The sequence below is a fragment of the Rhizobium sp. Root149 genome (assembly GCF_001427345.1).
Lineage (GTDB): Bacteria > Pseudomonadota > Alphaproteobacteria > Rhizobiales > Rhizobiaceae > Neorhizobium > Neorhizobium rhizoryzae.
This window is the reverse complement of the sequence record NZ_LMGD01000021.1, coordinates 412,301-430,828: the sequence shown is the minus strand read 5'-3', so window position 1 is coordinate 430,828 and position 18,528 is coordinate 412,301. Positions and strand designations below refer to the sequence as shown.

Sequence of the window (18,528 nt, the reverse complement as noted above, 5' to 3'; positions counted from 1 at the left end):
ACGAACCAGAGAATTTGCCTGACTTTCGTCCCTGCCATCAGTGGTAGCCTTCCTCCGGATCGATCTTCCCGCGGAAGACCCAATAGGCATAGGACGTGTAGATCAGGATGGCCGGGACGAGCACGGCGGCTCCTACCAGCAGGAATTTCAGGCTTTCGTCCGGGGCTGCCGCATCCCAGATAGTGACGGAGGTCGGCACGATATAGGGGTAGAAGCTGATGCCGATGCCAATATAGGCCAGCACGAAAAGGCCCAGCGCGCAAAGGAACGGGCGGGTGTCCTTCTTGTGCTGCAGGCCCGTGACAATGCCGTATAGTCCAGCGGCGACCAGTAGCGGAACGATGACCGTAAACAGGGCGCCGGGATAGAGAAACCACCGGTCGAGATATTCAGGTTTCAGGAATGGCGTCCACAGGCTGACAATGCCCATGGCGGCCACGGTGCCGAAGGCCGTGACGAATGAAAACCAGCGCGCCCGTTCTGCAAGTTCTCCCGTCGTTCGCATCACCAGCCATGTTGCTCCAAGCAGCGCGTAACCGATCAGGAGCGCAAAGCCCGTCATGATGGAGAAGGGCGTCAGCCAGTCCCACCAGCCGCCGGAATAGGCGCGATTGGCAACCGGAATGCCCTGCACGAGTGCGCCAAGCGCCACCCCTTGCGTGAAGGCAGCGACGGTGGAGCCACCGGCAAAGGCCCAGTTCCACAGCCATTCGGCCCGTTTTGTCCGCCAGCGATATTCGAAGGCCACACCGCGGAAGATCAGGGCCAGAAGCATTGCGATCAGTGGCGCGTAAAGGGCTGGCAGAATGGTGGCATAGGCGAGCGGGAAGACTGCGAGAAGTCCACCGCCGCCCAGGACAAGCCATGTCTCATTACCGTCCCACACGGGCGCGACGGAATTCATCATGACATCTCGGTCATGCTTTTCCGGAAAGAATGGAAACAGGATGCCGACACCGAGATCGAAACCATCCAGCACCACATAGGCGAGAACGGCAAAGGCAATGATGGCTGCCCAGATGAAGGGAAGATCAAGCTCCATGATGGGCACCTCCGTGTTTGGCATGGTTTTCGGCAAGTGCCGGGGCAGGCGTAATGCCCGCGCTGCGGATCGGGCCCTGGCCCAGATGCGGTTCCGGGTCACGCGGCAGGCGGCCCATGAGGCGCAGGATGTAGAAGGTGCCGGCACCGAAGACGAGGAAATAGACGATGACGAAGGCGACAAGCGAGGCGCCGACAGCCGGGGCGGAGACTGGCGAGATTGAATCCGCCGTCAGAAGGTGGCCGTAGACCGTATAGGGTTGGCGACCGACTTCGGTGGTAATCCAGCCCGCCAGAACAGCAACGAAACCTGCCGGACCCATGACGAGCGCAAAACGATGCAGCCATGCGTTCTGGTACAGCGTGCCGCGGAAACGGCAATAGAGGCTGAAGAGACCGAGACCCAGCATGGCAAAGCCCAATGCAATCATGACCCGGAATGACCAGAACACGACTGCGACCGGCGGCTGCTTGTCACGCGCAACGGTGTCCAGACCGTTTAGCGGGGCATTCAGATCATGCTTCAGGATCAGGCTCGAAAGCTTGGGGATCTGCACGGCATAATCGATCCGCTGGTTTTCCTGATCGGGGATGCCGAACAAAATGAGCGGCGCTCCATCCGGATGGCTCTCGAAATGGCCTTCCATGGCCATGACCTTGGTGGGCTGATGTTCCAGCGTGTTCAGGCCGTGCATGTCCCCGGCGAAGATCTGGATTGGCGCGACGACGGCAATCATACCCATGGCCATGGAGAACATGGTGCCCGCGCGCAAGGGAGCGGTGCGACGCAGCAGATGCCAGGCACCGACGGCACCAACGACCAGGGCCGTGGTGAGATAGGCAGCCAGAACCATATGCGTGAAGCGGTAGGGGAAGGACGGGTTGAAGATAATCGCCCACCAGTCGGTCGGCACGAACTGCCCCTTGTCATTCATGGCAAAGCCAGCGGGGGTCTGCATCCACGAGTTCACCGACAGGATCCAGGTTGCTGACATTAGCGTCCCGAAGGCCACCATGAGGGTTGCGAAAAAATGCAGGCCGGGGCCGACACGCTTTCGTCCGAACAGCATGACACCGAGGAAACCCGCCTCCAGGAAGAAGGCGGAAAGCACTTCATAACCCATCAGCGGCCCGATCACCGGCCCTGCCTTATCCGAAAAGACGCTCCAGTTTGTGCCGAACTGGTAGGACATGACAATGCCGGATACCACGCCCATGCCGAAGGCCAGCGCGAAAATCGTTTTCCAGAAATCGAAAAGTTCCAGATAGACCGGCTTCTTCGTCCACAGATACAGCCCTTCCAGAACGGCCAGATAGCTCGCAAGCCCGATGGAGAAGGCTGGAAAGATGATGTGGAAGGATACGGTAAACGCAAACTGGATTCGCGCCAGAAGCGTTGCGTCAAAGTGCTCGAACATTGTCTCGCCCTCATTGTGGACCTCGTCCCCCGAAATCCTGTTAATGAGAGCTATGTGGCTGTCGCTTGACGTTTAGCAATAGGAAGTTTGGCCGCAGGCGCGAATGGTCGCACGTATTGCGCTATGTCAAAGAAAGGGCGCCTCCTCGAAAAACGAGGGGACGCCCAAGGGGGGAGGTTCTATGACGCTGCCGCTCTGGCTCTCGCCTGTGCGACAGCTTAAAAACGGCTCGGCGGCATCATTGTTCCGTATCCTGCAAGATTAATCAAAGATTGAGCAGAAACTTCCACAACTGCCAGCAAGGGCAGATGGTCGGATGCGATCCGGGTGGCCTCGTTCCTGACGGCTTCAGCGGACAGGATGCGCGGACCATTTGCAGTAAAGATATGGTCCAGTCTCAACAGCGGAAAGCGCGAGGGAAATGTCGGATCGGGGCGTCGTCCCGTCTGCTGCTTGGGATCCTGCAGAGGTTTCAGCAAATTGCGATAGGCTGCGGATGACGGAATGGAGTTGAAGTCGCCCATCACGATGAGGGGTTTATCCACGCAGTCGGGGTGACCGATCCAGTCCGAGCCTGTCAGTTCTTCCGTCTGCCGCAGGCGATCGCGTCGCAACAGGCCAAGATGGGTGTTGAAGACGTTGACCTTCACTGCGCCCACCTCGACCTCAGACCATATTGCTCCGCGGGGTTCTCCATAGGATTGCAGGCCGCCCGCCCGGACCAGCCGCACCGGCAGCGCGGTCAGAAGCGCATCTCCGTAGAGCTCCTCCTCGACGCTGAGAGCCGGGTGAAAATGAAAATCCATCTTCAGCCGATTGGCGATGACTTCCGCCTGGTCGATGCCGCCGCTTCGACGCCGGCGAACATCCAGTTCCTGCAGGCCGATGATATCCGGCTTCAACGACGCGATCACGTCCGCGACGCGACCTGGATCGAGCTTTCGGTCGGTGCCCACGCAGCTGTGAACGTTATATGAGAGAATTCGAATGGTCCGGCTGCTCCGAGGCGCCGTATTGATGTCAGGTTCGATCATGACGCGGGGAACCCCTTGAGGCTGCGTTTCGTTCCCTCAAACCCTGTAACTGCGGTCCTTTGCGACGAAACGGAAGGACGAGGAGACATCGTGAGACGGCATCTTCTTCGTATACTCATTCTGCTGATCATCTGTGTGGCGCTCGTTCTGGTGTATCGCAGTCTCAGTCGCTACAGTCTGGAGGACATTACATCCTCACTATCGCAAATTCCGTCCTACCGGATCATAACCGGCTTCCTCTGCGTCATTGCATCCTACATCTGCCTCTCGCTCTTCGATTATCTGGGCTTGCGCTATGTCGGAAAGGGGCAGGCCTATCCAAGGGCGGCGCTCGCATCTTTCTGTGCCCTGTCCATCGGCCACAATGTGGGGGGAGCCGCTCTTTCAAGCGGCGCCGTCCGGTATCGGTTCTACACGCGTTGGGGACTGAGCGGGGATGAGGTTGCGAAAGTCATTCTGTTCTGCGGTGCGACCGTTCTGCTGGGCCTCAGCATGTTGGCGGCCATTGCGCTGATCTTGATGCCCCCGACCGGAGAGACGATCCTGCAGCTTGATCCCGGTCCGCGAAAACTGCTGGGGCTGGCATTTCTTGCCTATCCGGTTGCCTATGTCATTTGCTCGATCTGGGGTCGCCCACCCCTGAAATTCCGCTCCTTCCGCATGGAAATGCCGACCACGTCCATGTGTATCGCGCAAATTGCTGTGGGGACGGTCAATTTCGGCTTCGTAGCTGCTGCTCTGCATCAACTGCTGACCGCCTTCACCGATGCGGGCTATCTGCAAGTGGCAAGTGCCTATGTAACAGCAACGATTGCCGCCATGCTCAGCCATGTCCCGGGAGGGTTGGGGGTTCTGGAGGCGACCATGCTGATGGTGCTGCCTGCCGGCGCATCCATTGGGTCTCTGGTTGCTTTCCGCGTTCTCTACTACTTCGTGCCGCTTCTCATCGGCGCGCCGCTGTTTCTGTTGACAGAGATTCTGGCGCGCCGGGAAGGTCCGGGTCGTTCCGAGCCGTCAGGTGAAGCTGCGCATCAGGCGTGACAATGCCCAGCGCGTGCCGACCTTCAACTGGCGGAATGGCCAGAAGGGTCGGCGCGGATCGATCAGCGAGGTGCCGATCAGCGAATCCGTCTCTCCGTGCAGCACATCGACGTTGAAATGACGCAAGCCCCGACGCTGATTGTTCAGCCGTTCGATCGTGCGGATCAACGAGCCAGTTTCCTCGACAAGGCTGGCAACGGCTTCCGGCGTCGAGCCGAGATGTTCAGCGAGGAGATCATGACGAAGATCGAGGACAGCCTTTCGATCTTCTGCCTTCTCGGGTTCGAACGCCAGATCGGATTCCGTATCCAGACCTTCGGATCGGTTATTGAGGTTGGATGATCCAATGCGGATGAAACGGTCATCGATGATGACAAGCTTGGCATGGACGATGATTTCCGTCTCCTTGCCTTCTTCATCCTGTGTCACCGAATAATAGACGCGCAGGCGATTATAGCGGTCATGACGTTTCATGCGCCGGATGAGACGGGTCCGATTATGGCCCATCATCAGCTTTTCCAGAAAGCCGTGCGATTCCTGGGTCACGAGGATAATGATTTCCGGTCCATCCGCCTCCGCAAGCCGATCCATGATCGTGCGCGCAACGGCAAAGGAGGCGAGATATTGCGATTCCAGATAGATGTGGTTCCGCGCGGCGCGCAGGGCATCATGCGTCAGCTGGATGGCTTCGCGACGTCCGCGGCGACCGTTCCACTTCAGCGGTTCGGTGAGAGCAAGGGCGACGGGGCAATCGGTCAAGACCGGTGCCAGGTCCGTCGGCCAGAGATCGTCAGAACTTGGCTGGCCAGGCGCCAGTTCCTGCTTCGTCGCCCATTTCCAGCGCTTGCGGCATGCATCGCCCACCAGCCTTGCGGCATCGCCGGATACGATCGACTGCGCATCGTGAACAGGGCCGTAGCAGGTTCCATCCGGCGAGCAGCGCAGCTTGTTCGGAATGGAATGATTGCGATCGTCCCAGCGGCGGGCGGTCAGGTCTATGCCGCCGAGGAAGGCAACCGTATCGTCGACGCAGACCATCTTCTGATGGTGGCTGGCGCGGATTGGGTGGCGGAAGTCGAATTCCATAATGATGCGGGGATGGTCGTTCCAGCCCGTCTTGCGGAATATCTTCAGGCTCTTGCCGGAATAGACCGGTCCCATGCCCCAGACCAGAATGCGGACGATGAGATCCGGCTGGGAATCCACACGCTGGCGAAGGATCTGGCCAAGCGTCGGACTGCCAGGAACCTCGGGCTGAAGGCGGATATGGGGGTTGAAGTCCCAACCGACGATGAAGATCGAATGACGAGCCTTGTAGAGAACCTGCTCGAGCCTGCGATAGTATTCCGCACCGTCGATCAGGAATGCCGCCTTGTCGCATCTTGAACTGCGCCAGGCATTGCGGCCAGGCTGAACGATGCTGCCTGTTGCCGATGTATCCGTTTCTGCCGATGATCTGTAGTCCACGGTCTTCACCCCTTCGCTATCCGTGCCGCAACAACGCATCGGCCGCGCGCGGGTTCCGTGGCGGCCGATGGTGGATGGCGAAGGGCTTTTCTTTAGCGAACCTGCATGGGGGGATCGCGCGTCTCATCCGGGTTCGGAACCGGCTCCTCGTCCGGTAGACGGTCGGGTTCCGGCTCCTCGATGGGTGGTTCGGGCACCCATGTGGGCGCCGGCATAGGAGGCTGCTCGCTGGGATCGCGGGGATCGGACATCCACTTTTCCTCTTGGTTTCTGCTGACACCAACCCACATCAGTGGAAATGGTTCCGGCCGAATGCTGGTTGGCGGGTTCGGGAAAAAGGAGAATGCAATGACCCATGCTCGAGATCATTTCGCCGTCTGGCTTCGTGATGCGCATGCCATGGAAGTTCAGGGCGCGACCATGCTGCGCAGCCAGATCGGCCGCATCGAGAACTATCCGGACCTGCGCGAGCGGTTGCAGGAGCATCTTGGTGAAACCGAAGACCAGGCCCAATCTTTGCGGGAGTTGATGGAGCGTGCACCCGGTCCGCAGTCAGTGCTGAAGGATGTCGCCAGCAAACTGTCGGCGACCGCGCAAGGTCTCACCGGCCTGCTTGCCAGTGACGAGATCGTGCGTATCTGCACCAGCATCTACAGCTTCGAGCATACGGAAATCGCCACGTATCGCGTACTCTATGCAGCCGCCGACGAGATCGGCGACGGCAAGGCTGTCGATGTATTGGGTAAGATTATCGAACAGGAGAAAGCCATGGCTGACTGGATAGAGAGCTATCTGGACGGCGTGACCCGCCTCTATCTCATGCGTGAGGAACGCGACCTCATCGCGAAGCGATGACTTCATCGCGCCTTGAAACGCTGGGTCAACTCATCCGGATCACGCACACCGGCCTGGTACAGTTCGATGATCTGTGCTGCGATGTGGCTTGCATCGCTTGACCGGATTTCTATGCCTTTTGTTTGTCTGATGCCGTCAAAGATCGACTGGAGAAACTCCAGGTCGCGTGGTTCGAGTGTGGATTTGTCAAAATTCATATCTCGCCTCCATGAGGAGGGCGAAAGTCACCGGGCGCATGGGCCACGGTCTTCCAGCCGCCGATGCCCGTTCAATCAATCGACGGTAATATGAGTGTACGCTTATCAACGAGGAATGCAACCGGACGCATCTTCACGAAATCCGAAGTGTTCGTGAAGGTGCGGCCTTTTTCCTGTTACTCAGGAAAGCTTGTTGGAATCGTGATCCTGATATTGCTCGGTCTGGATCGCCTTGCTGTCGAGCCCACGTTCGCGGGAATGCTGAGCCTTGTCGCGATTGGATAGAATCATGTTATCGTTGACCTTATCCTTGTCGAGATCGGTCATAGCGCCGGCGCCAGATTGCTTTCCGTGTGAGCTTGCGCCGATATGTTTCGAACTTGCATTGGCCATTCTTATCTCCTGCGTTTCAGGCTTACGCTCACCAAACCGCCTGCTGCGCCAATTGATCCCGTTTCCGAAGCAACTTGTATCTGCCTGAGATTTCAGCCACCCTTTAGGGTGAGGACCCAATCATCTTGTTGAAATGGTGTGAGGCGATCCGGATGAGATACAAGGCGAAAAACTTGAGGCGTTGCTTATGCACCGGCGAGGCTTTTCAACGAAGTAGGTCGCCGGATCGACCATATCCAAAGGACACGCGAACGGCTTCAATCTGCTTTGTCGAGGCTCTCGAATGGGTATGGGACCCATCCATCGAGCCTCTTCTCGCATATTCTTGCCGTTCATCGTGCCATTTCAATAACATGATTGAGTCCTCACCCTAGTCGGGACCAGGAGGATAAGGGTTGGGGAAGCGATATCTGTCGGCATTGGTCGGCTTTATCCTGATCGGTGTCGTTTTCGCCATCCACGGCGGCGACATCATCAAGGCGCGCTATCTCGCCGAAGCAGCGACGCAGGGCGGTACCACCTTGAGGCTGGCCGTGTCGGCGCTCGAGGGGCACCTCAAGCGTTATGAGGCACTACCGGCGCTGATTGCAGATCAGCCTGACATCGAGGCCCTGATTCTCCAGCCGGACAACCTGATCCGCCGTCATTCCACCAATCTCTATCTCGCCAACATCAATGCGCTTCTGAAATCCTCCGACATCTATATGCTGACAATGGACGGCGAGACGATCGCCGCCAGTAACTTCGACCTGCCCACCAGCTTTATTGGCCAGAATTTCAGCTACCGTCCCTATTTCCAGGAGGCGGCCAAGGGCAAGCAGGCCCGCTTCTATGCGCTGGGCACCACATCGGCCAAACGCGGCTATTATTTTTCTTCGCCCATCGAGATTGGCGGCATCGTTCGGGGCGTGATCGTCTTCAAGGTCGATATCGATGTGCTGGAAGCCTCATGGGAAGGAGGGGATGCACGCATCTTCGTGTCCGATCCCGAAGGCATCATTTTCATGACGGGCAGCCCGCACTGGCTCTATCATTCGATCCTGCCGCTCACCGAAGAGAGAATTGCCCGAACCTCCGCCTCACGCCGCTATTCCGATGCCGTGCTGAAACCGCTTCCCTTCACCGAACGCGTCGAGGATGGCCACCGGATCATGAGCGTTGCCGAAGCCGGTGGAACGCGCGATTACCTGGTGCTGTCTCAAAGCATGCCGGATGCGGACTGGACCGTGAATGTGCTTACGGATACGGCCTCGGCGCGGGCGCAGGCCCAGACCGTCGTGATTGCCGTTCTGCTGGTCCTGTGTCTGGTGGGCCTCGGTGTTGCAATCCTGATGCAGCGCCGCGCACGGCTGGACGAGCGGCTGCATCTGCAGGAGGCCGCCCAAGTGGAACTGGAGCGCCGGGTCGAGGAGCGCACAGCGGATCTCGCGCGGGTCAACACCCGCATCGAGGAAGAGATCGCCGAACGCCGCGCAACGGAACTTCAATTGCGCCAGACACAGGCAGACCTGATCCAGGCCGGAAAGCTTGCGGGTCTTGGCCAGATGTCGGCCGCACTTTCCCACGAATTCAACCAGCCGCTCGCGGCAGCCAAGACCTATTCCGACAGTGCGGATGTCCTGATCGAGCGTGGCAGGCTCGAAGAAGCGCGCGACAATATCCGGCGTATTTCGGCGCTCATCGACCGGATGGCCTCCATCTCGCGTCACCTGCGCAATTTTGCGCGCAAACCGAACGAGAAACTGAGCGGCGTGGCGCTGGATGACGTCATCCGCGATACGCTGGAGATTGTCTCGACCCGCCTGAAGAGCGCGCAGGCGGAGATCGATATGTCGCTTCCCCGCGATATCCCGCCCGTACTCGCCGGGTCCATTCGCCTGCAGCAGGTTCTGGTCAATATCATCACCAATGCAGCGGATGCGGTCGAAGGTCTCGACGACAGGCGTATCGAACTGACGGTCGATGTGGATGAGATGGTGCATATTCGCGTACGCGACCATGGCGCGGGTGTCGCGGCGGCGATCAGCGAGCGCATTTTCGATCCGTTTTTCACCACCAAAGGTGTTGGCAAGGGCTTGGGACTCGGCCTGTCCATATCCTATAACATCATCAAGGATTTCGGTGGCAGCCTGAGCGTCGCGAACCACCCGGATGGCGGGGCGGTCTTCACGATCTCGCTCATGGCGGCAACCGGGCAGGTGGGCCTAGCGGCGGAGTGAGCATGCAGCGTGTATTACTGGCGGATGACGAGGAGGAGCTTCGCCGTTCCACAGCCCAGGCGCTGGAGCTTTCCGGCTTTCAGGTCCAGACCCTTGCGAGTGCCGAACAGGTTCTGGAACTCATCGGCTACTCCTTCGAGGGCGTGATCGTCAGCGACATTCGCATGCCCGGCATGGACGGCATGACCCTGATGCAGCGTGTCCGTGAACTGGATGCCGAAATCCCCGTCATTCTGGTCACCGGTCATGGCGATGTGCAATTGGCCGTCAAGGCCATGCGCGAGGGCGCCTATGATTTCATCGAGAAGCCGTTCACTACGTCGCATCTGGCTGGCGTGTTGCGCCGTGCTCAGGACCGCCGCAACCTGGTGCTGGAAAATCGGCGGCTTCGCGCAGTCGCGGGCAAGCGCGACGATATCGAGACTCGGCTGCCGGGGCGTACGCAGGTCATGGTCGATCTTCGCTACCAGATCCGCGCCATCGGTGCCGCGGATGCCGATACGCTGATCATTGGCGAGACAGGGGTCGGCAAAGAGGTGGTGGCGCGCGCCTTGCACGATGTCAGCGCCCGCGCCAACCGTCCCTTCATTGCCATCAATTGCGCGTCGCTGCCGGAAACCTTGATCGAGAGCGAACTTTTCGGGCATGAGGCAGGCGCGTTTCCCGGCGCGCTCAGACCTCGCTACGGCAAGTTCGAGCACGGGCGGGGCGGCACGATCCTGCTCGATGAAATCGGGTCCATGCCCATCGATCTCCAGGCGAAGTTCCTGCGCGTCCTGCAGGAAAGGGTCATCACCCGGCTGGGCTCCAATGAGCCGGTAGGACTCGATGTGCGTTTCATTGCAACGAGCAAGGTGGATCTGGAGGCAGAGGTTGCCGCGGGCCGCTTCCGCGCCGATCTCCTTTATCGTTTGAACGTGGTGACCCTGCGGGTCCCCTCTCTGGCACAACGCCGGGCGGACATCCCGCTTCTGTTTCTGCAGCTCGTTCGCGAGGCGGCGGCTCGCTATGGCCGGGAAGACATGGATGTGCCGCAGGAAGTGGTCATGTCCGTTGCGCAACGGGACTGGCCGGGAAATGTCCGTGAATTGCGCAATGCAGCCGATCGTCTCGTTCTTGGCCTGGACATGCGACCCGGCGATGGCGGCGCGCTGGTCAAGCCGGAGAGCGGTCGCCTGGCCGACCGTGTTGCGGCGTTCGAACGGAACATCATTGCCGCAGCAATCTCGGCCAATGGCGGCGCCCTCAAACCCGTCTACGAGCAGCTGGGAATCAGCCGAAAGACGCTTTACGAGAAAATGCAGAAGTATGGTCTCGACAAGAAACTTCTGTCTCCGGACGGGCTTGCGGAACTGGGCGAAGAGATCTGATGGACCAATTGACGGCGTGATGGGTGGAAATCCACACATGGGGTGATGGGCTTGGGGCGGAATCCACCCATGATCACGCAGGGACAGTCACACTTGTGACCATTCGGTGGCAGGAAGCGGTTGCTCGCGCCCACGATCCTCAGCCACATAGTCGCCATCCGGTCGTTGCGGGAGGAGCCGCGACACCGTCGATTGTCATGAGGAGGATGACCATGAAGCTTTTTAAGGCTCTCGCTTGCGCAACTGCATTTGCCGCCGTTGCTTTCTCGTCCGTTGCACAGGCTGCCGGTTACCCTGAGCGGTCGATTACCATGATCGTGCCGTTCTCTGCAGGTGGCCCGACCGATACGGTTGCACGCCTTGTTGCAGAATCCATGTCGAAGGATCTCGGTCAGCAGATCATCATCGAAAACGTCGGCGGCGCTGGCGGAACACTCGGTGCCGGCCGCGTGGCGAAGGCGGATGCAGATGGTTACACGCTGCTCCTTCACCACATCGGGATGGCAACCAGCGCGACCCTCTATCGCAAGCTGCCCTATGATACGCTGAAGGACTTCGAATATGTTGGTCTCGTCACTGACGTGCCGATGACCATCGTGACCCGCAAGGACATGGCAGCAAAGGATCTCAAGGGTCTCATCGAGTTCGCCAAGGCCAACAAGGACAAGGTGACAGTAGCCAATGCCGGTATCGGTGCCGCATCCCACCTGTGCGGCATGATGTTCATGAGCGCGATCCAGACCCCTCTGGTCACTGTGCCTTACAAGGGTACGGGCCCTGCGATGACCGACCTTCTGGGCGGTCAGGTCGACATCATGTGCGACCAGACGACCAATACGACGAAGCAGATCCAGGGCGGTACGATCAAGGCCTATGCCGTGACGTCGCCCAAGCGTCTTGACGTCCTGAAGGATGTACCGACGGCCGTCGAAGCAGGATTGGCTGGCTTTGAAGTCGGCATCTGGCATGGTGTCTACACGCCGAAGGGAACGCCTGCCGCTGTCAACGAGCGTCTGTCCAAGGCGCTGAAGGTGGCGCTGAAGGATCCGAATGTCGTTGCCCGCTTCGCTGAACTTGGAACCGTGCCGTCCCCTGAAGCGGATGCCACGCCCGCTGCCCTGAAAGCCAAGCTCGAGGGTGAAATCACTCGCTGGCAGCCGGTGATCAAGGCTGCAGGCCAGTACGCGGACTGACATCGACTTGATTGCCGCACACTCTGGGAACAGGTGTGCGGCACTTCTCTTCTCGCGGCTGGCTCGAACTGTGTGTCATGCGGATCATGACGCTTGCCTGTCGCCTGCCACGTCTGACGCATCTGTCTCCGAATAAGGGATCGATATCCCGGCGAGCACAATGCGGGGAGCTTCAAAGGGTTAGAGCGTCGTCAATGTGTCCGGAAGGATGCCCGGCGTTCTGGGGAGGCATCATGAAATCTGTTGAATTTGACAAGACAAACGCCGCCTGTGGCGCGCTGTTTGTCGCCATAGGGCTGTTTTTCGGCTTCGAGTCGCTGGATCTGGAACTGGGCACGGCGTTTCGCATGGGGCCGGGTTATTTTCCGTTCCTGCTGGCCTGCGCGCTCGTGCTGCTGGGTGGCATTATTCTGTTTCAGGCGTTCCGCGTCGAACATGAGGGCATCGGCCCGATTGCATGGCGAGGGCTTTTCTTCATCCTGCCGTCCGCGATCTTCTTCGGCCTGACCATTCGCGGGCTCGGTTTCGTGCCGTCGCTGTTCCTCACGGCCTTCATTGCAAGTTTCGCCTCATCCAGAATGACGCCCATTCTGGCGATCCTGCTCTCGGCCGGTTTGACAGTGTTTTCGGTCCTGGTGTTCGAATACGGCCTCGGCCTTCCATTCCGCACATTCGGCCCCTGGCTTGGCTTCTAGGAGATAGCCGATGGATCTTTTCAGTAATCTTGCACTTGGTTTCTCCACCGCAACGTCGCTGGCAAACCTGTTCTTCTGCCTGATCGGTGTTCTTCTCGGAACCCTGATCGGCGTCCTGCCGGGTATTGGCGCGACCGCGACCATCGCGATGTTGCTGCCCATCACGTTTCAGCTGGAGCCGGTTTCCTCGCTCATCATGCTCGCCGGCATTTACTACGGTGCGCAATATGGTGGCTCGACTACGGCCATCCTCATCAACATGCCGGGCGAAAGCTCTTCCGCCGTGACCGCCATCGACGGTTACCAGATGGCGCGCAAGGGGCGGGCAGGGGCGGCCCTGGCCATCGCCGCGCTCGGCTCCTTCTTCGCCGGTACGGTCTCCACTTTCCTGGTTGCCATCTTCGCTCCGCCGCTGACGAAAATCGCCCTGCAGTTTGGTGCTGCGGAATATTTCTCGCTGATGGTGGTCGGTCTCGTCTCGTCCATCGCGCTTGCATCCGGCTCCATCATCAAGGCGCTCGCCATGGTGGTTCTCGGCCTGCTGCTCGGGCTTGTGGGCACCGATATCTACTCCGGCACGCCGCGCTTCACGCTAGGCATTCGCGAATACTCGGACGGTCTCAACTTCGTCGCTGTCGCTGTCGGCGTCTTCGGGATCGCGGAAATCCTGCGCAATCTTGAAGGCGAGAAGAACAGAACCGTCCTGATGTCGAAGGTCAGCGGCCTTCTGCCGACGAAGGCGGACTTCAAGGAAATGTTTGCGCCGGTGCTGCGCGGAACGGCCATCGGTTCTGCTCTGGGTATTCTGCCCGGTGGCGGTGCGATCCTGGCCGCCTTTGCATCCTATACGGTTGAAAAGCGTGTTTCGAAGAAGCCGGAGGAATTCGGCCATGGCGCGATCGCGGGCGTCGCGGGTCCGGAATCGGCCAACAATGCCGGTGCCCAGACTTCGTTCATTCCGCTTCTGACGCTTGGCATTCCGGCAAACCCGGTCATGGCGCTGATGGTCGGTGCGATGATCATCCAGGGCATCGTTCCCGGTCCGAACGTCGCGACCGAGCAACCGGCCCTGTTCTGGGGTATCATTGCTTCCATGTGGATCGGCAATCTGATGCTGGTCGTGCTCAACCTGCCGCTCATCGGGCTTTGGGTGAAGCTTCTGACGATCCCGTACTACGTGCTCTTCCCCATCATCATGGCCTTCTGCTCCATCGGGGTCTACAGCGTCAACTCGAACGTGTTCGATCTCTATGCAGTCGCCTTCTTCGGGTTCATCGGCTACGTCCTCGTCAAGCTGCGGTGCGAACCGGCGCCCCTTCTGCTCGGCTTCGTGCTGGGGCCGCTTCTGGAGGAAAACCTGCGTCGCGCCATGATCCTGTCGCGCGGTGATCCGACCACCTTCCTGACGCGACCAATCAGCGCGACACTGCTGGTGATAGCCCTGGGTGTTCTGGTCGTCGTGCTGCTGCCGAGTGTGCGCAAGAAGCGCGAGGAAGTGTTCCAGGACGAAGAATAGTCTGCCGGACAGTCAAACAAACCGCCGCCGCTCTTTTACCAGAGCGGCGGCGTTTTCGTTTTACAGGTGAGAGTTGTGACGTATTTGAACCAATACGTTGTCACATTGTATCCTGTACGGTGAACCTCTCTTGGTTCCGTGAGCGATCTCGGATAGAAGTATCGAATAGGTCGCCGGAAGCACCACTGCGGGGGGATAGAGACGATGATCGCCATGATGGTGATGTTCAGCCAAGGCTTCAGGACGTAACCTCTCCACATGAAGAGGTTTTCGGGACTTCTGCCGACTGCTCCGATTGGAGCCTATCTGGTTGCATTGGCGGCTGTCATTGCCCTGCCGTTGATTGCCTTCGTGATCTTCCTCATTCTGCGGCTGGAAGCGCAGCAACGCGCCATTCTCAACGCTGATACGCAGGACGATGCCCGCACCATTGCGCGCGCCATCGATCAGGAGTTGCGGGATGCAATCACGACTCTCAAGCTGATCTCCACATCCCCGGAACTCGATACGAACGACCTTGGCGGCTTTCATAACAGAACGCAGATGAGTCTTCGGGGAAGCTCCCGCTACGTTCTGGTTGCCGATGAGAAAGGCCTGCAGCTTCTCAATACCCGCGTCGACTATGGAACACCTTTGCCCCTGTTATCCGACCAGGAGACCTTTACGCTTGCAAGGCAGACGGACCGTATCCAGGTGTCAAACATCTTTTTTGGCAATACCAGCAAGCGCTGGGTCTTCAACGTCATTCTGCCGCTCGACGGACCTGCGCGTGTTTCAGGGGCCGCAGCGCTCATCCTCACCCAGAATGCGGAGGACCTGCAGCGGTTGATGTCCACCGAGGGTTTGCCGAAGGGGTGGTCTGTCGGCGTTCTGGACAGGCGGGGCCATGTGGTGACTGCCACAAATGCAGCCGCCGGAGATCCGCCGCCGATATCCTTTGCCACGCAAGCCCTGATGACCGGCAATAGCGGAACCATAGAGGATGTGAACGGCAGCGACCGACTAATGTACGGCTATGCCAAGCTTTCGCCCTGGGACTGGAAGATCGTTGTCTGGGGTCCGATCAGCACGGCTCAGGCGACCATCGTTTCGACATGGCGCTACTTCGTCATCGGCAGCGCCACCTTCCTGACCGTTGGTTTACTGATCGCCTATCTGCTCGGGCGCCAGTTGCGGACGCCCATCCGGCAAATCGCGGAAATGGCAGAGCGGATTGGCCGGGGTGAAATCGTATCTCCGGTAGAGACGCGCATAGCTGAGGCCAACCAGGTTGCCATTGCACTGTCCAATGCCTCGTTCGATCGTAGCGAGGCTGAAGATCGCGCGCATCTGGTCATGCGAGAGCTGGTGCACCGGACGAAGAACATCATGACCCTAATCCAGGCCATGATGCGCCAGTTGGCGCGCAAGGAAACGAATATCAACGCGTTTCAAAGCGCCATTGGCGAACGGTTGCAGGGTCTTGGCCGATCCATCGAGATGCTGGCGCAGGAGCAATGGGCAGGCGTCCCACTGATGCGCGTCGTAGCACAGCATCTTGAATCCTTCGCCGAAGCTCAAAGCAGGGTGGATGTTGCCGGTCCGGATTTTGTTCTGCGCGCCGAAGCCGTGCAGAACCTCGGTCTGATCCTTCACGAACTGGCGACCAACTCGGTCAAGTACGGTGCCTTGTCAGCGCCGGAAGGGCGGGTTTCGCTGAGCTGGAGGGTTGACGAGGCCGAGGAGGGGGAGCCACGCATCATCATCGACTGGGTCGAGCAAAATGGTCCGCCTGTGCAGGAGCCCGCAACGACCGGTTTCGGAACGACGATCATCAAACGGCATGCGGCGGCGGCATTCAGCGGGCATGTGGAAGTTGATTATTCGGAACACGGATTCCGCTGGACACTCTCCGGTCCGCGCCGTGTTTTCGAGCGTTGCCCGACAGAGGCGCAAAAGGAAGACGCCTGATTTCGGGCACTGTCGTCATCCCTAACCGGAATTTCAAAATTACACATTTCCTGTAGAGGAACGAAGCAATAACATCCGGCGTTTGGCGCACATGGATGTCACAAGCACGCTTGAACCCGCAAAACCACTTCTGGATACGATCGGCCTCGTCTATGTCAGCGATGCGGAGCCGGGGATACGGCGCCTGCGCAGGGGCAAGGGCTTCTGCTACCGGATGCCCGACGGATCGCTTCTCTGCGAAGGACCCGAAAAACAGCGTATCTCGGCGCTCGGTCTTCCGCCAGCCTATGAAAATGTCTGGATCTGCCTGGACCCGAACGGCCATCTTCAGGCAACCGGGCTGGATGCGCGCGGGCGAAAGCAATACCGTTATCACTCTGCGTGGCAGACCTTTCGCAGTGAGCTGAAATACGACCAGCTCGGTTCCTTCGCCGATGCACTGCCGCGTATCCGGCGCCGGATCGAGCGCGATCTCCTGAATGGACTTGATCGGCAAGAGGCTGTGCTCGCGGCTCTGGTCTCGCTTCTGGATGTCACGCACCTTCGCATCGGCAACCGGGCCTACGCCAAGCAGAACAAGACCTACGGGGCGACGACGCTTCTGAAGCGGCATATGAGCTTCAGCGAAGATGGAGTACTGCTGAAGTTTACCGCCAAGGGTGGCAAGCGCGTGCGCCATACCATCCGTCATCCGAAGCTGCAGCGCCTGTTCGAGCAGATCGCCGATTTGCCGGGCCGGCAGCTTTTTTCCTGGCTGGATGAAGAGGGCGTGGCCCACCCTGTGGATTCCGGTCGCCTAAATTCCTATCTAGCGTCCTGCGCGGGCCTGACGGTTTCAGCCAAGACTTTTCGGACCTGGGGCGGCTCTCTCGCGGCCTTCACCGCAGCAACCCGCGCCGTCAAACAGGGTGAGAAGGTTCGCATCAAGATGCTGACTCATGCCGCTTCCGAAAGGCTGCAGAACACGCCTGCCGTATGCCGAAACAGCTATATCCACCCGACGGTTCTTGCGCTCGCGGAAGACATTTCGCCGCTCCAGCGCCTTATGGAGAAACCTCTGGCCGCCGACGCAAAAGTGCGCGGCCTGCGCGCCGAGGAACAGTGGCTGCGCGCTTTCCTGAAGCTGTCGAACGCCGGATGATCGACTGAGCTTGATGATTGATACGAAAAAGGCCGCTACGGAAGCGGCCTTTTTGCTAGACGTTGAGATGCTCAGGCAGCCTGACGCTTGTGGCGACCTTCCTGGACCTCTTCTACGATCTTTGCCACGAAGGCCTGAAGATCTTTCGGGGAACGGGATGTGATGATGCCGTTATCGGTCACGACTTCCTTGTCTTCCCAGGACGCGCCCGCGTTTTTCACGTCGGTCTTGATCGAATGGTAAGAGGTCGCCTTGCGGCCGCGCAGAGCATCGGCCTCTACCAGCAGCCATGGGCCATGGCAGATAGCCGCAACCACCTTGCCGGTCTTGATGAAGTTGCGGACGATGTCGACCGCCTTTTCTTCCGTGCGGAGGATATCCGGGTTGATCTGCCCGCCCGGGATGACCAGCGCGTCATAGTCATCGTGCTTGACCTGATCGACCGTGATATCAACCGGTACGGTGTCGCCCCAATCCTTCTCGTCCCAGCTCTTGATTTCGCCGGGCTTCAGCGAGGCGATCTTTACATCTGCACCATGCCTGCGCAGCTCTTCCAGAGGCACGCGCAGTTCAGAGCGCTCATAGCCGTCGGTTGCGAGAATAAGAATACGTGCGGAACCAATGTCAGTCATATTTATATAATCCTTTGTCAGTGATTGAACTTGTGTCAAGGACGTCCGGTCGAAAGGTCACGACCATTGATGGAAGCCGGTACGCTGATTTGATCGCGCGGCTTGCGTGGGAAAGGCAGGCTCACGCTTTCCGGTGAGACAACATGCAAGTGCGGGCGATCAGCACCTGTTGGCATGTCCATCTTGCCGCTTTTGCTCCAGAACTCTCTCAAGCGTTTCACCAGATTTTCCATCGTCGTTCTCCCATGGCCGTCTGTGGTGGCGAAGATCTTGCTGCCTTCTTGCGGTGATCAAACCCGCAAAGTGTAATTTAGGTTCCTGTTAAAAAACGGATCCGATGTCGGGAACAAAGTTGGCAGGCCAACG

The 18,528-nt window shown here is 58.9% G+C and carries 18 protein-coding genes; 9 read left to right on the top strand and 9 right to left on the bottom strand.

Annotation, left to right across the window (positions count from 1 at the left end; all coding sequences use genetic code 11):
• Positions 1-37: 37 nt before the first annotated feature.
• The 3 genes from cydB to ASD54_RS17470 all read right to left on the bottom strand — a co-directional run bounded on the left by cydB (position 38) and on the right by ASD54_RS17470 (position 3,493).
• Complete coding sequence (gene cydB, locus ASD54_RS17480) at positions 38-1,042, bottom strand: cytochrome d ubiquinol oxidase subunit II (protein WP_062555879.1); 1,005 nt, start codon at positions 1,040-1,042, stop codon at positions 38-40.
• The gene (locus ASD54_RS17475; RefSeq protein WP_062555878.1) at positions 1,032-2,459 is read right to left on the bottom strand and encodes a cytochrome ubiquinol oxidase subunit I; all 1,428 of its coding nucleotides are present in this window, start codon (positions 2,457-2,459) and stop codon (positions 1,032-1,034) included. The genes cydB and ASD54_RS17475 overlap by 11 nt, the downstream gene beginning before the upstream one ends.
• A gap of 218 nt (positions 2,460-2,677) precedes the next feature.
• Positions 2,678-3,493: an endonuclease/exonuclease/phosphatase family protein gene (locus tag ASD54_RS17470; protein WP_062555877.1), complete on the bottom strand. Its 816-nt coding sequence runs from the start codon at positions 3,491-3,493 to the stop codon at positions 2,678-2,680.
• A 90-nt stretch (positions 3,494-3,583) separates the two neighbouring features.
• Here ASD54_RS17470 and ASD54_RS17465 point away from each other — a divergent pair, with 90 nt between their 5' ends.
• The gene (locus ASD54_RS17465) at positions 3,584-4,534 is read left to right on the top strand and encodes a UPF0104 family protein (RefSeq protein ID WP_244484787.1); all 951 of its coding nucleotides are present in this window, start codon (positions 3,584-3,586) and stop codon (positions 4,532-4,534) included.
• Here the strand turns inward: ASD54_RS17465 and ASD54_RS17460 are convergent.
• Both ASD54_RS17460 and ASD54_RS26985 read right to left on the bottom strand, forming a co-directional pair.
• Entirely contained in the window at positions 4,508-6,001 is a 1,494-nt protein-coding gene (locus ASD54_RS17460) for a phospholipase D-like domain-containing protein (RefSeq protein WP_244484786.1), read from the bottom strand. The two genes, ASD54_RS17465 and ASD54_RS17460, sit on opposite strands and share 27 nt — an antisense overlap.
• A gap of 92 nt (positions 6,002-6,093) precedes the next feature.
• The gene (locus tag ASD54_RS26985) at positions 6,094-6,252 is read right to left on the bottom strand and encodes a hypothetical protein (RefSeq protein ID WP_165134491.1); all 159 of its coding nucleotides are present in this window, start codon (positions 6,250-6,252) and stop codon (positions 6,094-6,096) included.
• Positions 6,253-6,349: 97 nt separating this feature from the next.
• On the opposite strand from ASD54_RS26985, the gene ASD54_RS17455 reads away from it, so the two are divergent.
• The gene (locus ASD54_RS17455) at positions 6,350-6,856 is read left to right on the top strand and encodes a ferritin-like domain-containing protein (RefSeq protein ID WP_062555987.1); all 507 of its coding nucleotides are present in this window, start codon (positions 6,350-6,352) and stop codon (positions 6,854-6,856) included.
• A gap of 2 nt (positions 6,857-6,858) precedes the next feature.
• Here ASD54_RS17455 and ASD54_RS17450 read toward each other — a convergent pair whose 3' ends face one another.
• Together ASD54_RS17450 and ASD54_RS17445 are read right to left on the bottom strand one after the other, a co-directional pair.
• A complete protein-coding gene (locus ASD54_RS17450; protein WP_062555875.1) occupies positions 6,859-7,053 on the bottom strand; it encodes a hypothetical protein in 195 nt (64 codons plus the stop codon).
• A 180-nt stretch (positions 7,054-7,233) separates the two neighbouring features.
• Positions 7,234-7,446 (bottom strand): hypothetical protein, encoded by a 213-nt coding sequence (locus ASD54_RS17445; RefSeq protein WP_062555874.1) that lies wholly within the window; start codon positions 7,444-7,446, stop codon positions 7,234-7,236.
• 431 nt (positions 7,447-7,877) lie between these two features.
• Between ASD54_RS17445 and ASD54_RS17440 the strand changes: the two genes are divergently transcribed.
• The 7 genes from ASD54_RS17440 (at position 7,878) to ASD54_RS17410 (ending at position 17,530) form a co-directional block, all read left to right on the top strand.
• Positions 7,878-9,665 (top strand): sensor histidine kinase, encoded by a 1,788-nt coding sequence (locus tag ASD54_RS17440; RefSeq protein WP_062555986.1) that lies wholly within the window; start codon positions 7,878-7,880, stop codon positions 9,663-9,665.
• Positions 9,662-11,035 carry a sigma-54 dependent transcriptional regulator gene (locus ASD54_RS17435; RefSeq protein ID WP_062555873.1) on the top strand — a complete coding sequence of 458 codons (1,374 nt, stop codon included), beginning with the start codon at positions 9,662-9,664 and terminating at the stop codon, positions 11,033-11,035. Before ASD54_RS17440 ends, ASD54_RS17435 begins: the two co-directional genes overlap by 4 nt.
• A 212-nt stretch (positions 11,036-11,247) precedes the next feature.
• Positions 11,248-12,228, top strand: coding sequence for a tripartite tricarboxylate transporter substrate-binding protein (locus tag ASD54_RS17430; protein WP_062555872.1), 981 nt, complete (start codon positions 11,248-11,250; stop codon positions 12,226-12,228).
• Positions 12,229-12,461: 233 nt separating this feature from the next.
• On the top strand, positions 12,462-12,923 hold the full coding sequence (locus ASD54_RS17425) for a tripartite tricarboxylate transporter TctB family protein (RefSeq protein ID WP_062555871.1): 462 nt from the start codon (positions 12,462-12,464) through the stop codon (positions 12,921-12,923).
• A gap of 10 nt (positions 12,924-12,933) precedes the next feature.
• Positions 12,934-14,439, top strand: a complete 1,506-nt coding sequence (locus ASD54_RS17420; RefSeq protein WP_062555870.1) for a tripartite tricarboxylate transporter permease — start codon at positions 12,934-12,936, stop codon at positions 14,437-14,439.
• Between the two features lie 258 nt (positions 14,440-14,697).
• Complete coding sequence (locus ASD54_RS17415) at positions 14,698-16,389, top strand: sensor histidine kinase (RefSeq protein WP_062555869.1); 1,692 nt, start codon at positions 14,698-14,700, stop codon at positions 16,387-16,389.
• Positions 16,390-16,480: 91 nt separating this feature from the next.
• Positions 16,481-17,530, top strand: coding sequence for a DNA topoisomerase IB (locus tag ASD54_RS17410; protein ID WP_062555868.1), 1,050 nt, complete (start codon positions 16,481-16,483; stop codon positions 17,528-17,530).
• A 71-nt stretch (positions 17,531-17,601) separates the two neighbouring features.
• Here ASD54_RS17410 and ASD54_RS17405 read toward each other — a convergent pair whose 3' ends face one another.
• Together ASD54_RS17405 and ASD54_RS17400 are read right to left on the bottom strand one after the other, a co-directional pair.
• Positions 17,602-18,162 (bottom strand): type 1 glutamine amidotransferase domain-containing protein, encoded by a 561-nt coding sequence (locus tag ASD54_RS17405; RefSeq protein ID WP_062555867.1) that lies wholly within the window; start codon positions 18,160-18,162, stop codon positions 17,602-17,604.
• Positions 18,163-18,197: 35 nt separating this feature from the next.
• Complete coding sequence (locus tag ASD54_RS17400) at positions 18,198-18,395, bottom strand: hypothetical protein (protein ID WP_062555866.1); 198 nt, start codon at positions 18,393-18,395, stop codon at positions 18,198-18,200.
• Positions 18,396-18,528: the final 133 nt, after the last annotated feature.